15 protein-coding genes are annotated in these 22,669 nt (G+C 73.3%); 6 read left to right on the forward strand and 9 right to left on the reverse strand.

Annotated elements, in window-relative coordinates; all coding sequences use genetic code 11:
* Positions 1-296: 296 nt before the first annotated feature.
* Positions 297-4,376, reverse strand: coding sequence for a hypothetical protein (locus COUCH_RS01205; RefSeq protein WP_249610272.1), 4,080 nt, complete (start codon positions 4,374-4,376; stop codon positions 297-299).
* 672 nt (positions 4,377-5,048) lie between these two features.
* Here COUCH_RS01205 and dnaB point away from each other — a divergent pair.
* On the forward strand, positions 5,049-6,491 hold the full coding sequence (dnaB, locus tag COUCH_RS01210; protein ID WP_275980055.1) for a replicative DNA helicase: 1,443 nt from the start codon (positions 5,049-5,051) through the stop codon (positions 6,489-6,491).
* 152 nt (positions 6,492-6,643) lie between these two features.
* On the opposite strand, the gene COUCH_RS01215 is transcribed toward dnaB, so the two are convergent.
* From COUCH_RS01215 to COUCH_RS01225, 3 genes are read right to left on the reverse strand one after another with little or no spacing between them, the layout of a single operon-like run.
* Positions 6,644-7,066, reverse strand: coding sequence for a zf-TFIIB domain-containing protein (locus COUCH_RS01215; RefSeq protein ID WP_249610273.1), 423 nt, complete (start codon positions 7,064-7,066; stop codon positions 6,644-6,646).
* Between the two features lie 23 nt (positions 7,067-7,089).
* Positions 7,090-8,364 (reverse strand): glycosyltransferase 87 family protein, encoded by a 1,275-nt coding sequence (locus COUCH_RS01220; RefSeq protein WP_430640866.1) that lies wholly within the window; start codon positions 8,362-8,364, stop codon positions 7,090-7,092.
* Positions 8,361-10,865 carry a putative bifunctional diguanylate cyclase/phosphodiesterase gene (locus tag COUCH_RS01225; RefSeq protein WP_430640867.1) on the reverse strand — a complete coding sequence of 835 codons (2,505 nt, stop codon included), beginning with the start codon at positions 10,863-10,865 and terminating at the stop codon, positions 8,361-8,363. Before COUCH_RS01225 ends, COUCH_RS01220 begins: the two co-directional genes overlap by 4 nt.
* A gap of 584 nt (positions 10,866-11,449) precedes the next feature.
* On the opposite strand from COUCH_RS01225, the gene moaC reads away from it, so the two are divergent.
* The 4 genes from moaC to COUCH_RS01245 are packed head-to-tail and all read left to right on the forward strand — an operon-like array spanning position 11,450 to position 14,103.
* Entirely contained in the window at positions 11,450-11,923 is a 474-nt protein-coding gene (gene moaC / locus COUCH_RS01230) for a cyclic pyranopterin monophosphate synthase MoaC (protein ID WP_430640868.1), read from the forward strand.
* Complete coding sequence (locus COUCH_RS01235; protein WP_249610276.1) at positions 11,920-12,405, forward strand: MogA/MoaB family molybdenum cofactor biosynthesis protein; 486 nt, start codon at positions 11,920-11,922, stop codon at positions 12,403-12,405. The genes moaC and COUCH_RS01235 overlap by 4 nt, the downstream gene beginning before the upstream one ends.
* An 11-nt stretch (positions 12,406-12,416) precedes the next feature.
* Positions 12,417-13,640, forward strand: coding sequence for a molybdopterin molybdotransferase MoeA (locus COUCH_RS01240; protein WP_249613514.1), 1,224 nt, complete (start codon positions 12,417-12,419; stop codon positions 13,638-13,640).
* Between the two features lie 37 nt (positions 13,641-13,677).
* On the forward strand, positions 13,678-14,103 hold the full coding sequence (locus tag COUCH_RS01245) for a molybdenum cofactor biosynthesis protein MoaE (RefSeq protein ID WP_249610277.1): 426 nt from the start codon (positions 13,678-13,680) through the stop codon (positions 14,101-14,103).
* Here COUCH_RS01245 and COUCH_RS01250 read toward each other — a convergent pair.
* The 4 genes from COUCH_RS01250 to COUCH_RS01265 form a co-directional block, all read right to left on the reverse strand.
* The gene (locus COUCH_RS01250) at positions 14,090-15,394 is read right to left on the reverse strand and encodes a glycosyltransferase 87 family protein (RefSeq protein ID WP_249610278.1); all 1,305 of its coding nucleotides are present in this window, start codon (positions 15,392-15,394) and stop codon (positions 14,090-14,092) included. The genes COUCH_RS01245 and COUCH_RS01250 overlap by 14 nt on opposite strands.
* 204 nt (positions 15,395-15,598) lie before the next feature.
* On the reverse strand, positions 15,599-16,174 hold the full coding sequence (locus COUCH_RS01255; protein ID WP_249610279.1) for a DoxX family protein: 576 nt from the start codon (positions 16,172-16,174) through the stop codon (positions 15,599-15,601).
* Positions 16,175-16,214: 40 nt separating this feature from the next.
* Entirely contained in the window at positions 16,215-17,417 is a 1,203-nt protein-coding gene (locus COUCH_RS01260) for an ATP-binding protein (protein ID WP_249610280.1), read from the reverse strand.
* Between the two features lie 91 nt (positions 17,418-17,508).
* The gene (locus COUCH_RS01265; RefSeq protein WP_249610281.1) at positions 17,509-18,204 is read right to left on the reverse strand and encodes an LppU/SCO3897 family protein; all 696 of its coding nucleotides are present in this window, start codon (positions 18,202-18,204) and stop codon (positions 17,509-17,511) included.
* Positions 18,205-18,376: 172 nt separating this feature from the next.
* Here COUCH_RS01265 and COUCH_RS01270 point away from each other — a divergent pair, with 172 nt between their 5' ends.
* Positions 18,377-19,075: a prepilin peptidase gene (locus COUCH_RS01270; RefSeq protein WP_249610282.1), complete on the forward strand. Its 699-nt coding sequence runs from the start codon at positions 18,377-18,379 to the stop codon at positions 19,073-19,075.
* Between the two features lie 86 nt (positions 19,076-19,161).
* Here the strand turns inward: COUCH_RS01270 and COUCH_RS01275 are convergent, their stop codons facing one another.
* Entirely contained in the window at positions 19,162-22,320 is a 3,159-nt protein-coding gene (locus COUCH_RS01275) for a UvrD-helicase domain-containing protein (protein ID WP_249610283.1), read from the reverse strand.
* Positions 22,321-22,669 lie beyond the last annotated feature (349 nt).

Genomic DNA, 22,669 nt, shown 5'->3' on the forward strand with positions numbered 1-22,669 from the left:
GGGGGCTGCCGGTCCTGTGCCGGCGCGGTGCTGCCGCTCCGTGCCATCGCGGGGGCTGCCGCTGCCGTGCCCCAGCGCCGTGCTGCCCTCCCGTGTCAACGCCGGGCTGTGTTCCCGCGCCGCGGTGCTGCGCTACGGTCCGCGCTGCCCGCGCGTCGCGATCCCCGCGCATCGCGCTGTCCCGCACGGCGCTTCTCGCACTCCGCGTTACCCGCACTCCGCGTTACCCGCGCTCCGCACCACCTTCGCGTAGCGCTCCCTACGCTCCCACCACGCGTCGGCGTGTTTTTTGCTCGTCAGCTGAGGGATTGGCCCGTGATCGCCGACGTCAGCACCGTGGCCAGCCCGCCGCCCATCACCGCCGCCGCCAGCCCCACGCTGGCCGCCTTCCACGATCCGCTCGCCCAGCGCAACCCCACCGCCACCAGCATGCTCAGCACCAGCGAGAGCCCGAACTGCGGCGCCGCAGCGGCCAGGGTGCTCAGGGCGTGTGCCTGCTGGGCGCCGTTGAGGACCAGCATGTACAGGACGAACAGCACGACCGGTACGCCGTACCAGACAACGGTGTAGCCGACCGCCGCCAGGGGGCCGCCCGTGTCCTCCTCGAGCTCCTCCTCGGGTTCGAGGAGGTCGTTCTGGCGTGCCGCCGCCGACGAGAGGGTGCTCACCGGGCGGCGTTCGTACGTGCCCGCCGGGGAGGTCATGACGGCGCCGCGGGGCGGCCATTCCGTGTCCGGCGGGTCCTGCCAGCTGGCGCCCGTACGGATGATCTCGGTGGCGCTCGCGGAGGCCGAGTTGGCGGCCGGCACCTTGACCGACGCGGAGGCGCCGTTCTTCGACGGGGGCCGGAACGGGACGAAGTCGCTGGTGCCGAAGCGCCTGGATTCGCCGTCGGCGAGGTCGCTGGACTCCTTGAGTTCGCGCCGCCAGTCGGCCGTGCCGGCCTCACGGTAGGGGGCCGTCTGCTCGCGGCCGCGCTGCTGCCAGGGTGCGGCTTCGGCGGCCGGACGGATCTCCGTGGCCGCTTCGCCGGGGGCGGGACCTGCGGCGATGCCGTCCTCAGCGCGCATCTGGCTGCGCCACGCGTCGGTGCGTGCGGCCGCCTCGCCGGGGGCCGGGTCTGCCGCGAGGCCGCTCTCGGCGCGCATCTGGCTGCGCCACGCGTCGGTGCGTGCGGCCGGTTCGGTGGGTGCGGGTCCTGCGGCGATGCCGTCCTCGGCGCGCATCTGGCTGCGCCAGGAGTCCGTGCGGGCCGCCGCCTGCGCCTCGGGCCGCCATGCGCCGGGCTGGGAGGACACCGGACGGGTGGGCGTGGAGGACACCGGGCGGGCCGGTGTCTGGCCGGGACCTGGCTGCGACGACACCGGGCGTACGGCGGCCTGGCCGTATCCGGGCTGCGTGGCCGGGCCGGCGGGCGGGGACGAGACGGGTGGTGGCTCTCGGCGGTCCTGCTGCCAGGCCGTGGGTGCCGCGGACACGGGACGGTCATCGGGTACGGCGGAGACCGGACGATCCGCCGCCACGTCCCAGCCGCCCGGTGCCGCCGCCACGTCCCAGCCGCCCGGTGCCGCCGAGACGGGACGGTCGGTGGGGGCGGTGTTCGGGCGGTCGGCCGGCCCCGCGTCGCGTTGCCAGGCGGCCGGTCCGGGTTCGAGCTCGCGGCGACCGCCCAGGATCGGCCGGGTGGCGGCGTCGCCGTCCCGGCGGTAGACCTCCGGGTCGAGCGGTGTCTCGGGGGCGGCGCCGAGCTGCAGCGGGCCTTCCGGGGCGCGCCGGCGGCCCACGCCCGGGCGGCCACCGCCCTGGGGAGCTGAGCCGGGACGGTCGTCGTCTTCAGTGCGGCGGCGGCGGCGGGGCTCGCCGCTCTCGAGCTCGAGCGGGCCGCCCGGGACGTCGTCGCGCGTACGGGACCGGGGGCCGCGGCGGGGTCGTCCGTCGTCGTCCCGGTCGTCCTCGTCGTCTTCGTCGTCCTCGACCTCGGCGCGATGCCACTGGCCGGTGTCGCTGTCGCGCAGCCAGACGTCCGACTCCGGGTCGCGGTGCCAGGCGCCGGACTCGAGCTCGCGGGTCCAGCTGGTGTCGGGCTCGCGCCTGCGGGCGTACGCCGCCGGCCCCTCGCGTCGCGGAATGCCGGCGCCGCGCTGGGCGTCCAGGCCGCGACGGGGCTCGCGTTGCGTTTCCGGGCCGCGCGGGCGGGCGGCACGGCGTCCGCGGGTGCCTTCCGCCTCACGCTGCCAGGAGCCGGTGTCGGTGCGGCCGCGCGGTTCGTCGTCGCGCCGCCAGGAGCCGGTGTCGGAGCGGCTGTCCGTACGCGCCTCGTCGTCGGGCTGCCACGAGCTGCGGCGGCCGCCGCGCTGCCGCGTACCCGTGTCCGGGTCGTCGTCGTCGCGCTGCCAGGAGCCGGGCTCCGACCGCGCGCCGGATTCGATCTCCCGCTGCCAGGAGCCGGTGTCCGTACGGTCGGCCCGGCTGCGCCGGCCGCCGTCGCCCGGCCGGGTGCCGGTGTCGCGCTGCCAGGAGCCGGTGTCCGTACGGCTCTGCCAGCCGCCACCGTCGCGCTCGCGGGGCTGCAGCGGCAGCGGGATGACGCCGGTCTCCGACGCGCTCTGCGCCCACGGGTCCGAGGCGGGGCCCGGCTCGGGGTCGCGCCGCCAGGAGCCGGTGTCACGCCGTCCGTCGCGGGTCTGGTCGCCGCTGCGCCAACTGTCGGCCGGCGGCTCGGCGGAGCGCCGTCCGTCGCGGTCGGGGTCCTGAGCACGCCAGCCGGTGCCCGTCTCGTCCACGCCACGGCGGCTGCCGGTCGTCGGGGCGCTGCTCTGCCAGCTGTTCGTGGTCGAGGTGGTCCGCCAGCTGTCCGGCTGGTCGTCGGCGTCGCGGCGCCAGCTGGGACTGTCCGCGACCGGGTCCTGGAACGCCGGGATGCTGCCGGTGTCGGTGTGCCCGGCCCAGTTGTCGGCGTCCGAATGGACCGTCCAGCCGGTGCCTCCGCTCGTACGGGAACCGGGCTCGGCGGCCCGCCGGCGACCCACCTGGCGTGACCCGTCGTCGAACCCGCTCTGGCGACGCCACTGCGCGCGGTCGTCCTCCCGGACGAGGTGGCGGCCGTCGTCGAAGGTGCCCGGCGCCGACCGGGTCCCGGTGTACGCGGTCGGCGGCTGCGGATCTTGCCAGCCGGGCGAGCTTTCTGCCGGCCGGTCCGCGGGCGCCTCCCGGCTCGTACCGTTCTCCCGCCGGGACGAGCGGCCGGTGTCGGTGAACTGCTGCCAGCTCGGCCGGCCGTCCCACGACGGGCGCGGCGCGTCGGCCGGCTGTTGCCAGGTGGGCGTGGGAGGGGGCGGGGTCGGCGGTGTGGCGGACGGCGCGGCGAACTGCTGCCACGACGGGCGGTCCTCGGCGGCCTGCCAGCTCGGCGCCGCGTCGGCGGGCCGCTGCTGCCAGCTCGGCGTGGCGTCTGCGGGCTGCTGCTGCCAGGCCGGAGCCGCGTCGGCGGGCCGCTGCTGCCAGGTCGGCGCCGGGTCCGCCGGTCGCTGCCAGCTCGGGGCGGCGTCGGCGGGTCGTTGCTGCCAGGTGGGCGGCGGGTCCTCGGCGCGCTGCCACGACGGCGTCGGGTCGGCGGGACGCTCCCACGGCGGTGCGGCGTCGGCCGGTCGCTGCTGCCAGCTCGGCGTGGCGTCGGCGGGCTGCTGCCAGCTCCGTGCGGCGTCGGCGGGCTGCTGCCAGCTCGGAGCGGCGTCGGCCGGTCGCTGCTGCCAGGACGGGCTTGCCTCCGGGGCGGACCGGTCGCGTCGCCAGCCGGGAGTGTCGTCGGGGGTGGAGGGCTGCTGCCAGCTCGGCGTGGGCGGGTCGCCCGACTCGGGAGTCGGCCAGGCGGTGCCGGAGATCGCCGGGAGCCGGGTGGGCGGCTCGACCGGCGGGACGAAGCCGTTGGCGTCGCCCGACTGCCACGCCTCGGTCGTCGTGCGCCATCCGTGCGTGCCGGACGCGGAGCGCCATTCGGTCGTCTGACGCCAGCGGGCGCTGTCGGTGGACCGCCACTCCGCTGTCGACGTACGCCATCCGACGCCGTCGGCGGGAATCGGCGGCCGACCGGTCGCGGCGACGTCGGACCAGCGGCTGACCGTGCCGGATCCGGACCGCTCGACCGCCTGGTCCTCGTTCTGCGCCCACGCCTCGGCGCGCAACGACCAGGCGACGGCCTCCGGAATCGGCTGCATGCTGCCGGTGTCTGCGACCGATCCGGTGCCCCACACGGGCGCGCCGGGCTCGACGATTTGGGAGGAATCGGGACTTTCCGGGCTCTCACGGGTGGACCAGGGCTCCGCGGCGCTCCTCTCCCGCGGCAGGCGGGCGCCGTAGTCCCACTCCCGTTGGTCCACCTGAAAAGCGTGACGTGCGTTCCCCGGATCTGCAACGCCCTGGGGCGATGGCTTCGTCACGGGCCGCACCTTTTTATTCCCTCCACACGCTGGGGACATCAAAAACCCAGGTCACCGGGGTACGCCGGGCAGCATCCCCAAGCGTTGTACACAGGCTGTGCACAGGGCTGCACACAGGTTCGGGGGCATTGTCCACAACTTGTCCCGAGGCTCGTCCACCGGCCTGCTTGGGCCGATGACGTGCAGCTTCGTATGGTTACCCGCGCCGGATCACGCCTCAGGGCCGACCCGGTCCGCGCCAAGCGACGTTTCGGGCGGTTCGGTGGGATGGATCACCCGTCGGTGGGCGCGCTCACCCGAAAGTGTCGTACCGGGGTTGTTTGATCGACTCAGGAGGCGCAGGGTGGGTCGGTTTGCGCGGCCCGGGTCGGGTGGACCGGGCGCCGCAGGCACGCGACGCCGAGCCCGGCGTTGCACCACGACGGGGCGAGCCGGGCGTTGCACCATGGCGGCGAGCTCGGCGCTGAACGCGAGGCCGCGCGCGGCGTTGCAGGACGGCGCTGAGCTTGGCGTTGCAGGACGGCGCTGAGCTTGGCGCTGCACGTGGGGTCGCGCTCGGCGTGGCACCACGGCGCCGGGCCGGACGCTGCACACGAGGAGGGGGAGGTCGGAGTGTCGATCACCGATGACGCACGGCCGGAGTCCCGGCAGCAGTCGCCCGGCGGCGGGCGACCGGCCGGTGGCGGGCGCCCTCCCGGTGGTGGCGGACCCCCGGCCGACGGCGGCTTCGACAAGACGCCGCCACAGGACATCGCCGCCGAGCAGAGCGTGCTCGGCGGCATGCTGCTGTCCAAGGACGCCATCGCCGACGTCGTGGAGATCCTGAAGACCCACGACTTCTACCGTCCGGTGCACGCGACGATCTTCGAGATCATCCTCGACCTGTACGGGCGCGGAGAGCCGGCCGACGGCGTCACGGTCGCGGCGGCGCTGGCCGACTCCGGTGACCTGCAGCGCATCGGCGGGGTGCCGTATCTGCACACCCTCATCGAGAGCGTGCCCACCGCGGCCAACGCCGCGTACTACGCGCGGATCGTCTCCGAGCGGGCCGTGCTGCGCCGGCTGGTCGAGGCGGGCACGAAGATCGTGCAGCTCGGGTACGGCGCGAACGGCCACGGCGGCCGGGACGTGGACGACATCGTCGACCTGGCTCAGCAGGCCATCTACGACGTCACCGAGAACCGGGTCAGCGAGGACTTCGCCACGCTGGGCGACATGCTGCAGCCGACCCTCGACGAGATCGAGGCCGTCGGCGCGTCGGGCGGCATGATGACCGGCGTACCCACCGGCTTCGCCGACCTGGACCGGCTCCTCAACGGCCTGCACCCCGGCCAGCTGATCATCGTGGCTGGGCGTCCCGGTCTCGGCAAGTCGACCGTGAGCATGGACTTCGCCCGCAACGCGGCGATCCGGTCCAACTGCGCCAGCGCCATCTTCTCCCTCGAAATGAGCAAGATCGAGATGGTGATGCGTCTGCTCTCCGCGGAGGCGCGCGTACCGCTGCACTCGCTGCGCTCCGGTCAGCTCTCCGATGACGACTGGACCAAGCTCGCCCGCCGGATGGGCGAGATCAGTGAGGCGCCGATCTTCGTCGACGACACCCCGAGCATGAACCTCATGGAGATCCGCGCGAAGGCCCGGCGCCTCAAACAGCGCCACAACCTCAAGCTCCTGGTGATCGACTACCTCCAGCTCATGACGTCACCGAAGAAGACGGAGAGCCGCCAGCAGGAGGTCTCCGAGCTGTCCCGAGGCCTCAAGCTGCTGGCCAAGGAGATCGAGTGCCCGGTGATCGCGGTGAGCCAGCTGAACCGAGGCCCGGAGCAGCGTACGGACAAGCGCCCGCAGCTGTCCGACCTGCGTGAGTCAGGCTCGATCGAGCAGGACGCCGACGTGGTGCTGCTCCTGCACCGCGACGACTACTACGACAAGGAGTCGCCGCGGGCGGGCGAGGCGGACTTCATCGTGGCGAAGCACCGAAACGGCCCGACCGACACGGTGACGGTGGCGGCGCAGCTTCACCTGTCCCGCTTCGTCGACATGGCGATCGTCTGACGAGGTCAGCCGTTCGGCTCGACCTCGGCGGGGAGCTGACGGCGGCCCGCCGGGCTCAGCCAACGGTTCCGATGCCCAAGACGGCATCACACTCCGAGGTGCCCGCGATGCGCGCACGGCCGTGTCGCCGGCGCGCACCGCGGAGCGACACCTCAGTCGAAGAGCTCGCCCAGGAAGCTCTTCCGACGCCGGTAGTGCCCGTGATATCCGCCGTGCCCGTGCCGGTAGTGGCCGTGGTAGCCGCCGCCGTGGCCGTACTGCGGGGCTCCGTACGCGGCCGCGGCCGGCGGGTAGGCGGGCTGGCCGTATCCCGGCTGCGGCGGGGGCGGCGCGGCGTAGCCACCACCCGGGGGCGGCGGGGGCGGCGGGGCGTACCCGCCGGGGGCCTGCGCCGGGCGCGGGGGCGTCGCCGGGGCCGCCTGACGGCTGTTCCAGTTGGCCTCTGCCTCGAAGAGCTTCTCCAGCTCACCGCGGTCCAGGAAGATTCCGCGGCACTCGGTGCACTGGTCGACCGTGACGCCGCTGCGCTCGTACACCCGCATCTCGCCGTGGCACTTGGGACAGGTCATCTGCATGTCACAAACGGTACAAGCCCGGGTCACGGCGTGGTGCGCTCGTAGCTGTGGGTCTGCTGAGGACCCGCGGGTCGCAGCGCCGGGGACCACACCAGCAACGCCAGCGGGTACAGCAGATAGCCGAACCGGGTGGTCGGCATGAGCAGGATCGCGGCGAGCAGGCCGTACCCGCAGAAGAGCGCGGCGGTCGCGGCCGTGCGCGGCGGACGGCGGACGAGCAGCACCGCGATCGCCAGAGCGGCCGCCACCAGCAGGGCCGCCGCGACGTAGCGGCCGCCCGGAACCGCCTGGGTGATCAGATAGCCGGGGAACGGGGACTGGGCCGGGCTGGTGACGAGGCCGTGCCCGAGCGGGAAGCGGATCACGTTCTCGGCGAAGGCGTCGCTGTCGACGGCGGCGGGAAGCAGGGCGATGAGGGGTACGCCGAGAGCGAGAGGCGCGAAGCGGCGCAGGTTGCCCGAGGTGTACGCCAGCACCAGCAGCACGGCCAGCACCGGCAGGGCGAAGAGCTTGAGCGCCGCGGCCACCCCGATGGCCAGGCCGGCGGCGGTGAACCGGCCGGACGCGCAGCACGCCAGCGCCAGCAGGGACAGGGCCAGCACGGGCAGGTCGTCTCCACCCGTGGCCAGCGTCAGGGCGCAGATGGGGAACACGGTGGCGAACTGGACCGCCCGTACCGGATGGGAGCGCAGCAGGCGGACGGCCGCGACCAGCGCACCGGCCGTGACCAGCGCGAACCAGACCCGCGCGTCCGTCCACCAGACGTCGCCGAAGGCGGCGCGGGGCAGACCGAAAACGGCCATTCCCGGCTGGTACGGGGCATAGCCCAGCAACTGCTCCCCCGGCGGCAGCGCGCTGATCGCCTCCGGCCCGAGATAGGGCGTTCCGGTGTCGGCGAGCCGCTGGCCCATGTGCTCGACCACGAGCACTTCCTCCTGGGCCCGGTCGGCGCGCCCGCCCGCACGCTGCACCGCCTGCATGACGAGCGGCAGCAGCGCGACACCGGCCCATGCCACCCACGTCAGAGTCATCCGGTGGGCCGGCCGGCGCAGGAGCAGCTGAGCACCGGCCACGAGGCACGCGGCGAGGTAGGTCCACGCGGCGACCGCACCCCACGCACGGTGCGGCAGGAGGGTGGAGGTAAGTGCGGTGACCAGGGCGAAGGCGGCCGAGAGCCCGTAGAGCGCCACGTCCGCGACCAGGCCGCCGGCGGCCCGGTCGAGCCGCGCCACGGGGCCGGCCCGCCGCGGGGTGTCCGGACCGTCCCCGGCCCGGGTGGTCTGCGCCGGCAACCTCACGCGGGCAAGTGTGGCAGAGACCTTCTCGGTGGCCGGCGACGTGGCATGCGGACGACCGAACCGGTGGTGTGCAGCGGCTCGGCGAGCGCCCCGGGCCGGCCGCCGGAGCCGCGCTGCAGGGCGGCCAGGAAGCGTGCCGCCGCCATCGGGCGCGCGAAGAGGTGGCCCTGGCCGGCGACGCAGCCGATCTCCCAGAGAGCGTGCCGCTGCGGCTCGCTCTCGACGCCCTCCGCGATGACGGTGAGGTGCAGGCTGCGGGCAAGGTCGACCGTCGAGCGGATGACCGCGGCGGCCTCCGCAGACGTCTCCACCGCCACCACCAGATCGCGATCGATCTTGAGTTGGTGCACCGGGATGCGGGACAGCACGGGCAGCGACGACACGCCGGTGCCGAAGTCGTCGAGGACCAGCTTCACGCCGGCGTCGCGCAGCTCGCGCAGCGCGCGGTCGACGACTTCGAGCTGGCTGAGCGTCAGGGACTCGGCCAGCTCGAGCACGAGCCGGTCGGGCGGTACGCCGAGCGCCGCGAGCCGGTCGAGGACGCCGGCCGGGAAGGTGGGGTCGAGCAGGCTCCGCGGCGACACGTTGACGGCGACGGAGAGGTCGAAGCCCGCCTCGCGCCACGTACCGACCGCGGTCAGGGACTTCTCCAGGACGGCGTCGGCGAAGGCGGGCAGGTGGCCGGAACGTTCGACGGTCTCGAGGAACTGCAGCGGGGTGAGGTCGGTGTGCTGGGGGTGGTGCCAGCGGGCGATGGCCTCGGCGGAGACCACCTCGCCGCTGCTGAGATCGGCGATCGGCTGGAAGTCGACGACGAACTCGCGCCGGGTCACCGCCCGGGTCAGCTCGCCGCCGAGCACGAGCCGGCCGATGTCCGCGGTGTCGCGGGAGTGCGCGTACGTCGCCGTGCGGCGGCCACCGCGTTTCGCCTCGTACATGGCCACGTCGGCGCGGCGCATCAGCTCCTGGACGCCGCCGCTGCCGGGCGCCAGCGCGATACCGCCGGCGGCCTCGACGGTGAGCTGCATGCCGTCGACCTCTATCGGCGGCTCGAGGGAGGCGAGCAGGTCCGTGGCCCGGTGGGTGGCGACCGCCGGGGCCGGCAGGCCGGTGAGCAGCACGGCGAACTCGTCGCCGCCGAGCCGGGCCACCAGGTCGCCGGGACGGGCGGCGTTCTCCAGCCGGTGCGCGACCTCGCGGAGCACGTCGTCGCCCGCGGTGTGGCCGAGGGTGTCGTTGACCTCTTTGAAGTGGTTGAGGTCGATCAGCAGCATCGCGAACATGCCGTCGGCTGTGCGCCGGCCGAAGGTGCGGGTGGCCTGGTCGAGCAGCTCACGACGGTTGGCCAGCCCGGTCAGCGGATCGTGGGAGGCGGCGTACGCGTTCTCGGCGTTGATCCGCTTGAGCTCGGCGTACGCCCGCGCGTTGCCGATCGCGGTGCTCAGCGAGGAGGCGAAGGTCTGCAGCTTGTACTGTTCGGACTCGTTGAGCTTCACGGGCTTGCGGAACCGCAGCCGGAGAACCCCGAAGCGGCCGTCCGGGTTGTCCAGTCCGGCCTCGATCGTCCAGCTCTCGGCCTGCGGCGAATCGGCCAACGGCCCGTCGTAGCTCAGGCGTCCGGCGGAGCCGCGGACCAATCCCGGCTCGGCCACGTCATCAAGCTGGATCTCCGCCTCGTCGGCGGAGAAGAGGTCCGGTGCGAGGGTGACCGCGGCGTGCAGGACGGAGGTCAGATCGGTGACGTTCAGCCGGTCGGTCGTGCTGGCGAGGCGGTGCCACGCCTCCTGGTCGGAGCGCTGGCGAATCTTGTTCTTGGCGACCAGCTGCAGCGCGATCACCGTGGGCACCATGGTCATGATCAGCAGTGGCTCCTGCGTGATGACCAGGAAGGTGAGCAAGGCCAGGACGACGTTGACGACCCGGATACGGACGGCCACGTCCAGGTTCTGACGGGCGACCTGGCGCCACGGCGTACGCGTCGCGAGGGCCATCACCGTCTTGCCCAGCAGATCGTCCACGACGGCGTAAGCGACCGCCGCCGCCGTCAGGCCGAGGATGAGCACCGGGAGCGAACCCACCCGGATGTCGAGGTCCGGTGCGGGGCGCACCCCGATGAAGAAGGCGACCGAAGCGGCGGCCGTGGCGGCGACGACGTCCTTCGCCACGTTGTACACGATTTTGATCGGCTGCTTGATGACCATCTTGGACGCCAGCACACCGAGCGCCGTGCTGATGACCACCCAGGGCAGGGGCACGGTCGCGATGGCCAGCAGGATGGAGGCCGAGGTCGCCGCGAAGACCCGGCTTTCGGAGCGGATACGCAGCTTGATGAGGGGGCCGCTGGCGAAGCCGATGATGACCGTCAGCGCGGCGAGGAACAGGAGCTTGCCCGCTGGGACACCGGTCGCGGAGGTCACGGAGGTGGTGAGGCAACCGAGCCCCACCAACGCGACTAGACCGACATACAGCTCAAGCCGCTTGTCGGTCCTCGCGTCGTTCACCGCGGGCTCCCCATGTCCCCATGGTCCCTCGTTGCCCGCACTGTCTGTCAATGGCCCGTCGTCGGTCGGTAGCGATCCGACACCCGTGAAGTCAGCTCCAGTCGAAGTCACGCATCTCGCACCTCGCTTTTCGTGAATGGAGTCGTTCATTACTTCCCAAGCCGGCGATCTAATCGACTTGACTGCCGCCGGTTCCGTTCTCTGGCACGAGGTTAGGAAAAGAACGCCGGCAACGGAAGAATGATTTGTCGCTCGTTTCACAAAATGCGAGCATAACACCTTTTGTACCGAATCCGTGACCATGCAATGACGCTGTGCAGCGGCGATATGCCCCGTTCTGGTACTGATAAACAGTGGATCACCTGCTGCTACTCGCGCAGAGCGGGTTGAATGTACGACGACTCCGGTCGTCCGGACTAATCCGGTGGTCGGTGTACGGATCAATTCGTCGCGTAGAACGGATTGCGTCTTGAAATCGCTACGGAAAGTGGAGGGATGCTGACTATCCGCCATTGCCGGGCGCGGCGAATTCCAAGACCATCGGGGCCGGCGATACCCTGGCCGATGTGACGAACGCAGCGAAAATGACTCATGTCGACGCCGCCGGCGCCGCCCGCATGGTGGACGTGTCCGCCAAGGACATCTCCGCCCGGCGGGCCATCGCCGCCGGCCGGCTGGTGACCACCGGCGAGGTCGTGGCCCTGCTGCGCGGCGACGGCCTGCCCAAGGGTGACGCCCTGGCGGTGGCCCGGCTCGCCGGCATCATGGGCGCGAAGAAGACCCCGGACCTCGTCCCGCTGTGCCACCCCATCGCCCTGCACGGCGTCACCGTCGACCTCACCGTGACGGACACCGGCGTCGACATCGTCGCCACCACGAGGACCGCCGACCGCACCGGCGTGGAGATGGAGGCGCTCACCGCGGTCGCGACCGCCGGGCTCGCCCTGATCGACATGGTCAAGGCCGTCGACCCCGCTGCCAGCGTCGAGGCCGTCCGTGTCCTGCGCAAAGAGGGCGGCAAGACCGGGGATTGGGTACGCCCGGAGGACCGTCCGTGATCCGCGCGCGGGTGATCGTCGCCTCCAACCGGGCCGCCGCCGGCGTGTACGAGGACACCAGCGGCCCCCTGCTCGTCGCCGGCCTGCGCGACCTCGGCTGCGAGGTGGATCCCGCGCCGGTCGTGGTTCCCGACGGTGAGCCGGTCGCGGAGGCGCTGCGTACGGCCGTGGCCGACGGCGTGCACGTCGTGCTGACCAGCGGCGGCACCGGGGTCACGCCCACCGACCGCACACCCGAGGCGACCCGGCCGCTGCTCGACTTCGAGGTGCCCGGCATCGCGGAGGCGATCCGCGCGTACAGCCGGGACAAGGTGCCCGCCGCCGCGCTGTCCCGGGGCCTGGCCGGGGTGGCCGGTCGCACGCTGGTCGTCAACCTGCCCGGCTCCACCGGCGGCGCCCGGGACGGGCTCGCGGTCCTCGGCCCGATCCTCGTCCATACGGTGGAGCAGATCGGCGGCGGCGACCATAGGCTGCACGGGTGAGCGCTGACAGCATGCCCGTCGACTGGGACAAGGCCCGCAGCCTGGCGTACGAGGCCGGCCGGGCGGCCGCGGGGCCGATGGAGCAGGTGCCGCTGACCGGGGCGGACGGCCGTACGCTCGCCGAGCCCCTCGTCGCCGTCACCGATCTGCCGGCCTTCCCCACCTCGAGCATCGACGGCTGGGCGGTGCGCGGCGCCGGTCCCTGGCGGCCGGTGGGCCGGGTGCTGGCCGGCAACACCGCGGAGCCGCTCGCCGAGGACGGCACGTGCGTCGAGATCGCCACCGGCGCGATGGTCCCGGCCGGCACCGCGGCGGTGATCCGGGTCGAGGAATCGACGCGGGACGCGCAGGGCCTGGTCAGTGGCGCGCCCCGGCCGCAGCCGGAGTGGCGCCTGCCCGGCGACGAGGCGCGGCGTGGCGAGGAGCTGCTGCCGGCCGGGACGCCGGTCGACCCCGCTGTGCTCGGCATGGCCGCCACCTGCGGCTACGACACGATTCCCGTACGGCCCCAGCCGCGCGCCGCGCTGCTCGTCTTCGGCGACGAGCTGCTGACCAGCGGGCCACCGGGCGACGGGCGCGTCCGTGACTCGCTGAGCCCTCTCGTCCCGGCCTGGCTGCGCCGGTACGGGGCCGCCGTCGACCCCGCCGCCGTCCAGGGGCCGGTGCAGGACACCCTCGAGGCGCACGTCCAGGCGATCGAGCGGGGCCTTGCCATGGCGGACGTGGTCTGCACGACCGGCGGCACGATGCACGGGCCGGTCGACCACCTGCACCCCGCCCTGTCCCGCCTCAACGCCGAGTACGTGGTGAACACCGTGGCCGTCCGGCCGGGCTTCCCCATGCTGCTCGCACGCGTACCGGGACCGGGCGGCCCGAAGTTCCTCGCCGGGCTGCCGGGCAACCCGCAGTCCGCGGTCATCGCCCTGGTGTCGCTGGTGGCGCCGCTGCTGGCCGGCCTGCACGGGCGCGACCTGCCGGCGCTGCCCCGGGTCGAGCTGACCGCACCCGTGCCGGGCCGGGGCGGCTTCACCCACCTCGCCCTGGCCGCCCTGGACGCCGACGGGCGCCGGGCCACGCCGGCCGGCCACGTCGGCTCGTCGATGCTGCGCGGGCTCGCCCGGTCCCACGGCTTCGTCGTCGTACGCCCCGCCGGCCATGCCGAAGCCGGAGGAGCCGCGGCCGGTGACCTCGTACCCTTCCTGCCCCTTCCGCTGTATTCCGGGGACCGCTCGTGACCGAGAGCGCCCATCGTTTGTTCATCGGAGAGCGACCATGACCGAGAGCGTCCGTATCGCCGAGGTGGGCGACGTCGCCCTGGACCTCGCCGCGCACGAGAAGGCGGTCGCCGACCCGCGCGCCGGGGCGGTCGTGTCGTTCCAGGGCGTCGTCCGCGACCACGACGGCGGCCGGGGCGTCACGCTGCTGGAGTACGAGGGTCACCCGACCGCGGCCGCGGTGATCCGGGAGGTGGCCGAGGAGATCGCCGCCGACCCGGACGTGTACGCGGTGGCCGTCTCGCACCGCGTCGGCACCCTGCAGATCGGCGACGTGGCCCTGGTCGCCGCGGTCAGCACCGCGCACCGGGCGGCGGCGTTCGCGGCGTGCGCGCGGCTGGTCGACGAGGCCAAGGCCCGGCTGCCGATCTGGAAGCGCCAGGTCTTCACCGACGGCGCCGAGGAATGGGTCAACTGCCCCTGACCAGCGGTTCCCGCGGTGGCGGGATCGTGGCCGTGGCCGGGCGCCGGTTCTGCCACCGGTTCACCGGGAAGGCCGGCGCCGCGGCGGGCCGCCACGGCAGCGCGTTCACCAGCACGATCATGGCGAGCGCGTAGGAGTTGCGTGAGAACGCGTCGGTCAGGCTCCACATCGGAGCGAGCACGAGCAGCAGGTACGTGAGCCCGGCGGCAGTCGCCAGGCCCGCCCCGGGAAAGCGGGGGCGCCCCGGTAGCGCGCCGCGTGCCTCCGCCCGTCGCCGCGCCGCGGTGTCGACGAGCACCAGCATCGCGGGGAGCATCCACAGCACCTCGTGCGTGCCGGTCACCGGGCCCGTCCCGGCGGCGGTGAGCCCGACCAGCGTGAACGCCGTGACCTCGTCGCCGTCCGCGTGCGCCGAGCGGGCCCGGATCAGGCCGACCGCGACGAGCAGCATGGCGAACGAGAGCCAGACCAGCAGCGGTGTGCTCGCCGAGTCGTACAGCCGCGCGAACACGCCGCCGAGCGACTGGTTGCCCGGCGCGTCGACGGGCCCGGTGCGGTCGAGGCGCCACAGCACCTCGCCGAACCAGGCGGCGCTCTCGTGCGGGGTGACCAGCACCGCCGCCGTCGCGGCCGCCGCCGTCGTCGCCAGCGCGGTCACCGCCGGTCGCCACTGCCGGGTCAGCATCAGGTACGCGATGAAGAACGCCGGGCCGACCGTCAGCGCGGTCGCCAGCCCCACCCCCACCCCGGCCCAGCCGCCGGTGGCGCGCAGGCGGTGCAGCGGCGACCCGGCGAAGGGCCGGTGCCCGGGCCACCACAGCTCCCGGCTGCGCGCCCAGGCCCCGCGGCGCAGCGCCACGATGTCGGCGGTGACCAGCCCGAACGCCACCAGGTCCAGGGTGCCCAGGCCGAGGGAGGCCCGTACCGGCTCGATCGTCAGGGCCAGGGCGCCCACGGCGAGCACCACCGGCCAGCGCCTCCGGCCGTACCGGCGGGCGACCGGGCCGGCGAGCGCGACCAGGGCCAGCCCGAGCGCGGCCAGCCCGGCCAGCGCGAGCGCCCAGCCGGCGACCGCGAGCGGCAGGAAGGCGGCGGGGGCGGTCAGCACGGCCGCGGGCGGGGGCAGGGCGGTGCCCAGGTGGCTCACCGGCGACCGGTACGCGTACAGCCCGTCGCCGCCCAGCCAGCTGCCGGCCGCCGCGCGGTCCAGGTCCAGGGTGCTGAACCCGTACCGCTGGGCGATCGTGGTCATCGCGGCCAGGACGCCGACGCACACCAGGGTGACCACCACGGACCGTGCCGTCCCCGGGCGTGCCGGTGTCCGCATCGCGGGCATGCCCGACCTCCCGTGGCTCGTCCAAGGCGCTCCGATGCGCTTAACGGCGGGACGGCCGGTTTGGTGATTGCGTCACGGGAGTCGACGCACCGCAGGTCAGCGCCCTGCCGTGCCGATCAGCCCGACAGGACGCCGCAGGTCAGCGGCCCGCCGTGAAGATCAGCCCGGGAGCCGACGGGCGACCGCGGCGGAGGCGGCGGCGATCTTCGCGTCGCGCTTGGCGGTGCGCACCGCGCGGCGCGCCGATCGCGTCGACCGGTCGACGGCGCGGCTGACCGAGCGCTGCGAGCGGTCCAGCGCGTGGCTGGTCCGGTACTTCAGGCCGGGCTTGCCCTGCGTGTCGGCCGCCGCGAGCAGCAGCCCGCCGAGCAACCCGAGGTTCTTCAGGAAGTGCGTCTCGTGCTGAGCGCGCTCCTCCTTCGGGTACGCCCAGAACGGGTGCCCGGCGAAGGTCGTCGGCACCAGTCCGGCGGCGAGCACCACGGCGGCCGGACGGGTGAGGCGGCCGGTGGCCAGGAGCAGCCCGGCGGCCACGTCGGCGCCCGCCTTGAGCTGGACGAGGGCCCGGGCGTCGCTGGGCAGCCGCGGGTCCATCCTCTCGATCATCGGTGCGACCTTGTCGGTCACCCGCTTCGCGGCGGGGACCTTGGAGTCGGGGTTGAGCACGATGCGAGCTCCGCTGACGACGAAGATGGCACCGAGCATGGCGCGGGCGGCGGCACGTACGGGCTTCATAGCCTCGTTATACCCGCGTGGGCCGATGTCCACCGGCCAACTACGGCTGGGTACGCAGGTAGCGCCCGAAATGGGGCACGGTGAACGCCACCGTGCCCCGCTCGCCCGAGTAGATCAGCCCTTTCTTGATCAGCGCGTCGCGGGCCGGTGACAGGCTGGCCGGCCGCCGGGACAGCGCCGCGGCGATCTCCGAGGTGGGTACGGCGGCGTCCATGTCGTTGCCGGACTCGCCGGAGAGCGCCGCCATGGCCCGCATGTACTCGCGCTCGGCCGGGGTGGCCCGCTCGAACCGGGAGCCGAAGAAGCCCACCGCCAGCTCGGCCTCCGCCTCCGGGGCCGCCACCCGGACGTCCTCCGCGGTGATCGGCGAGGCCGGCGCGTGGTCCCAGGTGGCCTTCCCGTACGCCTGCACGAAGTACGGGTAGCCGCCGGACTTCTCGTAGAGCAGGTCCAGTGCCTTGGGCTCGTACTCGACGTCCTCGCGGGCCGCGGGCGCGCCCAGCGCGAGGTCGGCCGCGATCCGGTCGAGCCGGTCGATGCGCTGGTAGCGGAAGAGCCGTTCGGAGTACGACTTCGCCGCCGACAGCACCGCGGGCAGGTGCGGCAGGCCGGCGCCGACCACGATCAGCGGGGCGCCCAGCTGCGACAGCTCGTGGCAGGCGGCGCAGAGCGCGGACACGTCGGCCGGCCCGAGGTCCTGCATCTCATCGATGAACAGCGCGATGCCGGTGCCCACGTCGGTGGCCAGCGACGCCACGTCGGTGAAGAGCTCGACCAGGTCGATCTCGATGTCGCCGGAGTCGGCCCGGCCGCGCGCCGGCGGCACGTCGATCCCGGGCGTCCAGCGGTCCCGGAGCTTCGCGCCGGCGTCGTTGGCCCGCAGCGCGAAGGCCTTGAGCACGCCGAGCACCTCGTCGACCCGCTCGGGGTTGCGGTGGTGCGGGGTCAGCTCGCGGATGGCCATGTGCAGCGCGGCCGACACCGGGCGCCGCAGTGACTGGTCGGGCCGGGCCTCGATCTTGCCGGTGCCCCACAGGCGGCCGATCGCCGCCGACCGCAGCGTGTTGAGCAGGACGGTCTTCCCCACCCCGCGCAGCCCGGTCAGGACGAGGCTGCGTTCGGGCCGGCCCCGGGCCACCCGCTCCAGGACGACGTCGAACGCGTCCAGCTCGCGACCGCGCCCGGCCAGCTCGGGTGGGCGCTGGCCGGCGCCGGGAGCGTACGGGTTCCGCACCGGATCCACGGATAGCACCGTATCGGGCTGTCTAGCCTGAAAGCTAGAGTCGGCTATTCGAGGCGCCTATAGCACTCTCTAGGGATATCCCTAGATGACGCTAGTTGCCTCCATACTCGCGAAGGCAGAGCACGAAGTCGAGGCTGTCCAGCTCGCTGTCGTAGAAGTACCACTTGGTGTACTTGGCCACCTTGCCGCACTTGCTCTCCGCGTCCGCCTCGCCTGTCGTCCGGCCGTCGACCCGCTTGAGCACCTCGTACGTCCCGCTGGCGCACGACACGATCTTCAGGTCGGGACTGTCGTCGGCGTTGCCCTCGTTGCGCACGCACTGGCCCTGCTTCACGAACCGGGCGCCCTCGCTCGTCTGCGGCTCCGGGACGGCCACGTCGTTGGTCACCCGCGTGGTCGGGGTCACCGGGCCACGCGTCCCGTTCGCGTCCGGCGTGCCGGACCGCGACAGCAGCACCGCGGTCGTGCCCAACCCACCGCAGACCAGCAGCCCGAGCATGACCAGCAGGGCCACGATCGGTCCGTTGCGGCGCTTCGGCGGCAGCGGGACCGGCGGCTGGTGCCACGCGGGCGGCGGCGTGTTCAGCGGCGCGGACTGATACGGCGGTGGCGTGTATCCCGGCTCGTGCGGCGGCACGGACATCGGCTGGCCACCCCACGCGGACTCCGGCGCCGGATGCGTCGCGGCCTCGCCCCACGGGTCGGCCGGCTCCGTATACGGCTCCTCGGCGCCCTGCGAACCCCCGGCCGACCAGCCCTGGCCGGGGTACGGGCCGTTCTGCGACATCGGATTTCCTCCAGGCGGGGTTCGCTGAGGCAACCGTAGCGTGGACCTCTGACGCGATCCCTCCCGGAATCGCGCCGACCATGGTCTCAACGCGGTGACAGCCGGGGACACCGCCGCAACTGTCGGCAACAAGACGCGCCGGGCCCGCATCCGGCGGATACCGTTCCTGCCCATGTCCCTCTGGCTCGTCCTGTGCTCGGCGGTCTTCGGCGCTGCCGCGGCGGCCTTCGTGCCGCGCGTCGCGCACCGCCTGGCCGTGCCGCGGGGAACCCCGGCCCGCGCGGCTTGCGCTCACTGCGACACACCCTTCACGGATTGGGTACGGGTGGGAGCGGCATGTTCCTGTGCCGGGGCGCCGGTGTGGACAGTCGCCGCCGGGGCACTCGCCGCGGGCCTGCTGGGCGCCGCGATCGGCCCGTCACCGCTGCTGCTCGTCGTGCTTCCGGCCACGGTCCTCGGGGTGCTGCTCGCCGTGATCGACATCCGGTGCCTGCGCCTGCCCGACCGCCTCGTGGCCGCGCTCGCGGGTGTCACGGTGCCGCCTCTGGCCGCGGCGGCGCTGCTCGCCGGGGAGCCCGGGCGGCTCGGGCGGGCGGGCGTGGCGGCGGGGCTCAGCGCCGCGGCGTACTTGATCATCGCTCTGCTGCCGGGCCGCGGCCTGGGCCTGGGCGACGTGAAGCTGGCGACGGTCCTGGGTTTCGTCCTCGGCTTCGCCGGCTGGCCGGCGACGGCCGTCGGGCTGCTCACGCCGCATTTGATCAACGGACCGGTCGCGCTGGCGCTGCTGGCGTCCCGTCGGGCGGGCCGGCGCACCGCCCTGCCGTTCGGACCCGCGCTGCTCGCCGGCGCGCTCCTCGCGCTTACGCTGTGAAGAAGCGCCGGCCGGCGCTGCGGGACGCCGCGGCTGACGCTGCCGGAACGCCGCGGCCGGCGTTGTGGAGACGTGCGGCCGGTGTTTCAGAGGAGCCGGAGCTGGCGGTCCTTGGGGCGGGCCGGGACGGCGTCGCCCATGCGCTCGAACAGTCCGGCGTCGATCGCCTCCAGGAACGGCGTCGGCGACTGCTCCCGTTCGGTGCCGTGCCGGAACCGCCGCGCCGCGTGGCTCACGTAGAGGCGGTCCTGCGCGCGGGTCAGGCCCACGAAGAACAGCCGGCGTTCCTCCGCGGTCTCCTCGTCGGTCGGCGTGCCGCCCGGCCAGCGCAGCGGCAGCAGCCCGTCCTCGCATCCCACGAGGAACACGACCGGGAACTCGAGGCCCTTCGCCGCGTGCAGCGTGAGCAGGTTGACGGCCTCCGCGCGCGGATCGAGCGCGTCCACCTCGGCGCCCGTCGCGATCTCCTGGAGGAAGCGCGGCAGGTCGTCACCGATCCGCTGGGCCAGCGGCATGAGCAGGTCCGCCGCGGTCCAGATGTCCTCCGGGGCCAGCTGCTCGGCGTCCAGCGTGGGGGCCGCGTACCGCTGGGCGAGGATCTGCGCGCTCACCCTGACCCGCGCCGGCAGCGACCCGCCGGGCGCGTCCGCGTGCCGCAGCTCGCGCGCGATGACCTGCACGCCGGGCCGGTCCCGCAGGCGGTTGTGCGACCGCTTCTGCACCGGTACGCCCGCCCGCGACAGCGCGTCCACCACGGCCTGCGCCTGCGAGTCCGTCCGGTACAGCACCGCGATGTCCGAGAAGGACAGCGTGCCCGGCGCGACCGCCCGGGAGTCGACGCGCCCGGAGTCGAGAGACCGGTGGGAGAGCCCGCCGACCAGCTCGTCGACCGTACGCACGACGAAGTCAGCCTCGTCCGCCACGCTGGCCGCGAAGTACCGGCCGATGAGCGGCGACTCGGGATTCACCCGGGCCGGGTCCAGCCGCCGCCCGCTCACCAGCGAACTCGGCGCGATCGCCTGCACGGCGGCCGCGAGGATCGGCGCGGACGAGCGGTAGTTCCGGGTCAACCGGACCAGCCGCGCGTCGGTGAAGTCCTCGGCGAACCGCAGGAAGTACCCCACGTCGGCGCCGCGGAACGAATAGATCGCCTGGTCGGGGTCCCCGATCGCGCACAGGTTGCCGTCCGCCGGGCTGAGCAGCCGCAGCAGCTCGTACTGGGTGTCGTCGACGTCCTGGTACTCGTCCACGAAGATCCACTGCCACTGCCGCCGGTACCGGTCCACCAGCGCCGGGTCGTCGCGCAGCAGCGCGACCGGAAGCGTCAGCAGATCGTCCAGGTCGACCAGGTCCTGCTGGCGCAAGAGCTTCGTGTACGAGGCGTCGTCGTCGCCGGCCTGCTCCCGCGCGGCGGCCCGCTCGGCGTCGTCCGCGATCCGCCAGCCCGCGCCCAGCCCGGCGGCCTTCGCGTTCTCCTTCAGGATCGTCAGGCCGACGGCGTGGAACGTACCGACCGTGATGTCCTCGGCGGCGTCACCCATCAGCGCGTCGAGCCGCGCCCGCATCTCCTCGGCGGCTCGGCGGGTGAAGGTGATCGCCAGGCAGCGGTGCGGGAACACGTTCATCTCCGCACACAGGTACGCGATCCGGTGCGTCAACGTCCGCGTCTTGCCGGTGCCCGGACCCGCCACGATCAGCAGCGGCCCGCCCGGCGCGGACGCGGCCACCCGCTGCATGGCGTCGAGGCGGTCGAGCAGCCCGGTGCCGACCTCCTCCATGCCGGCCAGCATCGGCTCGAACGGCTCGTGCGGCGACGGCGGCGGAGGAATGGGCGGCACGGTCTTGCGGACCGGCTCCTTCGCCTTGGGCACGGTGGCGCGCCCGACCGCCGGCTCACTGCGCCGCTGCTGCGGCACGGGCACGGGCGCGATGTCGAACAGCGTCTCGGCCTGCGGGGCGCTCTGCTTCGTACGAAGCTCGCCGGGCTCGAACAGCGTGATGACGCCGTACTCCCCGTCGTATCCGGCAACCCGCCGCACCGCACCGCGTCGCAGCCGGGTGATCGCCTCCCGCAGGTTCTCCCCGCCGTGCCGCCCGATCTCGTCGACCGGCACCGTCCGCAGAATGTCCAGTTCAGAGCCGAGATTCGCGACGAGATGGTGGAGCTGGCCGTCGACGGTCTTCGACTTCGGACCCACCCCGTTGATCTCCCCGAGGATCTCGGCGAGCTGGATCAGATGCTCCACGGACTGCTCACGCGGCGCACCGACCTCCCGGTCGGCCAGGTCCTCGACCCGGCTCAACACCCCGACGGTCAACGGCTTGCCGCACTCCGGGCACCGCCCACCGGCCTCCCGCGTACGGGCAGGCTCCCAGTTCACCCCGCATGCCCGATGCCCGTCGGCGTGATACTTGCCCTCCTCCGGGAAGAACTCGATCGTCCCCGCGAGGGTCCGCCCGTCCTTCACGGCGAAGTAGTCGGGCGTACCGGAGAAAAGCGTCGCCTCCCGGGCGAGCGCACCCGGGGAATGCGCGTCGGAATTCGAGACCAGCCGGTACCGGTCCAGGCTCGACACCCGCCAGTTCATCTCCGGATCGGACGACAACCCGGTCTCGACCGCGGTGATGTGCCCGGCCAGGTCGGCGTAGCAGTCGGCAATCGCATCGAACCCGGACTTCGAGCCGAGCGTGGAGAACCACGGCGTCCAGATGTGCGCCGGCACGAGATAGCCGTCGGGACTGGCCTCCAGCACGATCTCGAGCAGATCCCGCGAATCCAGCCCGAGAATCGGCCGCCCGTCGGCGGTGAGGTTCCCGATCCGGCCGAGCGCCGCATTGAACCGTCCGGCGGCCTCCAGGTCGGGCATGTAGATCAGGTGATGCACCTTGCGCGTACGGTCGTCCCGCTTGTAGATCGTCGAAATCTCGACGCTGAGCATGAACCGCGCCGGAGCGCTCGCCTGGAGAGAGCCGGGGAGGCGGCGGGTGACGTCCTTCTCGGCCTCGGGGGTGAGGCGGAAAAGGCCGGGTTCCGAGGCGGGACGAAGGGCCTCGCGGAGGTGATCGAACCAGGCCGGATGGGTGAAGTCGCCGGTGCCGAGGACGGCGATGCCCTTGCGGCGGGCCCACCAGGCAAGGTTCGGCAGGGTGAGGTCACGGCTGCAGGCGCGGGAGTAGCGGGAGTGGATGTGCAGGTCCGCGACGTAGGTGTCGAGGTGGGGGGTGGCGGTGACAGGCTCAGTCACGACGTCACCGTTCCGGTCGCAGCTGCGGTGCGGTTCGCGGTCCGGCCGCGGGTGGTCACCGTGTCACCGCCGTCGCCGGCAAACCGCAACGGCGCGACGTCCGTGTCCGCGGCAACCGAGGACCCTGCGCTGTCCGAGGGCACGCTGCATCCTGTCACGACGGCGCGGCACGCATGAAGCCGCCACGCGCGAAGTGACATAACCGATCCACGATTGAATCGTGCGGAGGTGATGATCGTGGCTCGGTGGAACGGCGCAAGATTCACTTCCAAGGGGTACGCGGAACGGCCGGGTCGCAGCCATGCCGGGGTTGTGTGACGTGCGGCGTCCTCGCCGCGTGCGGAGTCTT

It is taken from the genome of Couchioplanes caeruleus, assembly GCF_023499255.1.
GTDB classification, from domain to species: Bacteria; Actinomycetota; Actinomycetes; order Mycobacteriales; family Micromonosporaceae; genus Actinoplanes; species Actinoplanes caeruleus_A.

Excerpts from the sequence above, each read along its gene's own strand:
- COUCH_RS01215 (WP_249610273.1), bottom strand. The coding sequence starts at position 7,066 with ATGCAGATGACCTGTCCCAAGTGCCACGGCGAGATGCGGGTGTACGAG.
- moaC (WP_430640868.1), top strand. The coding sequence starts at position 11,450 with ATGACTCATGTCGACGCCGCCGGCGCCGCCCGCATGGTGGACGTGTCC.
- COUCH_RS01240 (WP_249613514.1), top strand. The coding sequence starts at position 12,417 with ATGCCCGTCGACTGGGACAAGGCCCGCAGCCTGGCGTACGAGGCCGGC.
- COUCH_RS01245 (WP_249610277.1), top strand. The coding sequence starts at position 13,678 with ATGACCGAGAGCGTCCGTATCGCCGAGGTGGGCGACGTCGCCCTGGAC.
- COUCH_RS01255 (WP_249610279.1), bottom strand. The coding sequence starts at position 16,174 with ATGAAGCCCGTACGTGCCGCCGCCCGCGCCATGCTCGGTGCCATCTTC.
- COUCH_RS01265 (WP_249610281.1), bottom strand. The coding sequence starts at position 18,204 with ATGTCGCAGAACGGCCCGTACCCCGGCCAGGGCTGGTCGGCCGGGGGT.
- COUCH_RS01270 (WP_249610282.1), top strand. The coding sequence starts at position 18,377 with ATGTCCCTCTGGCTCGTCCTGTGCTCGGCGGTCTTCGGCGCTGCCGCG.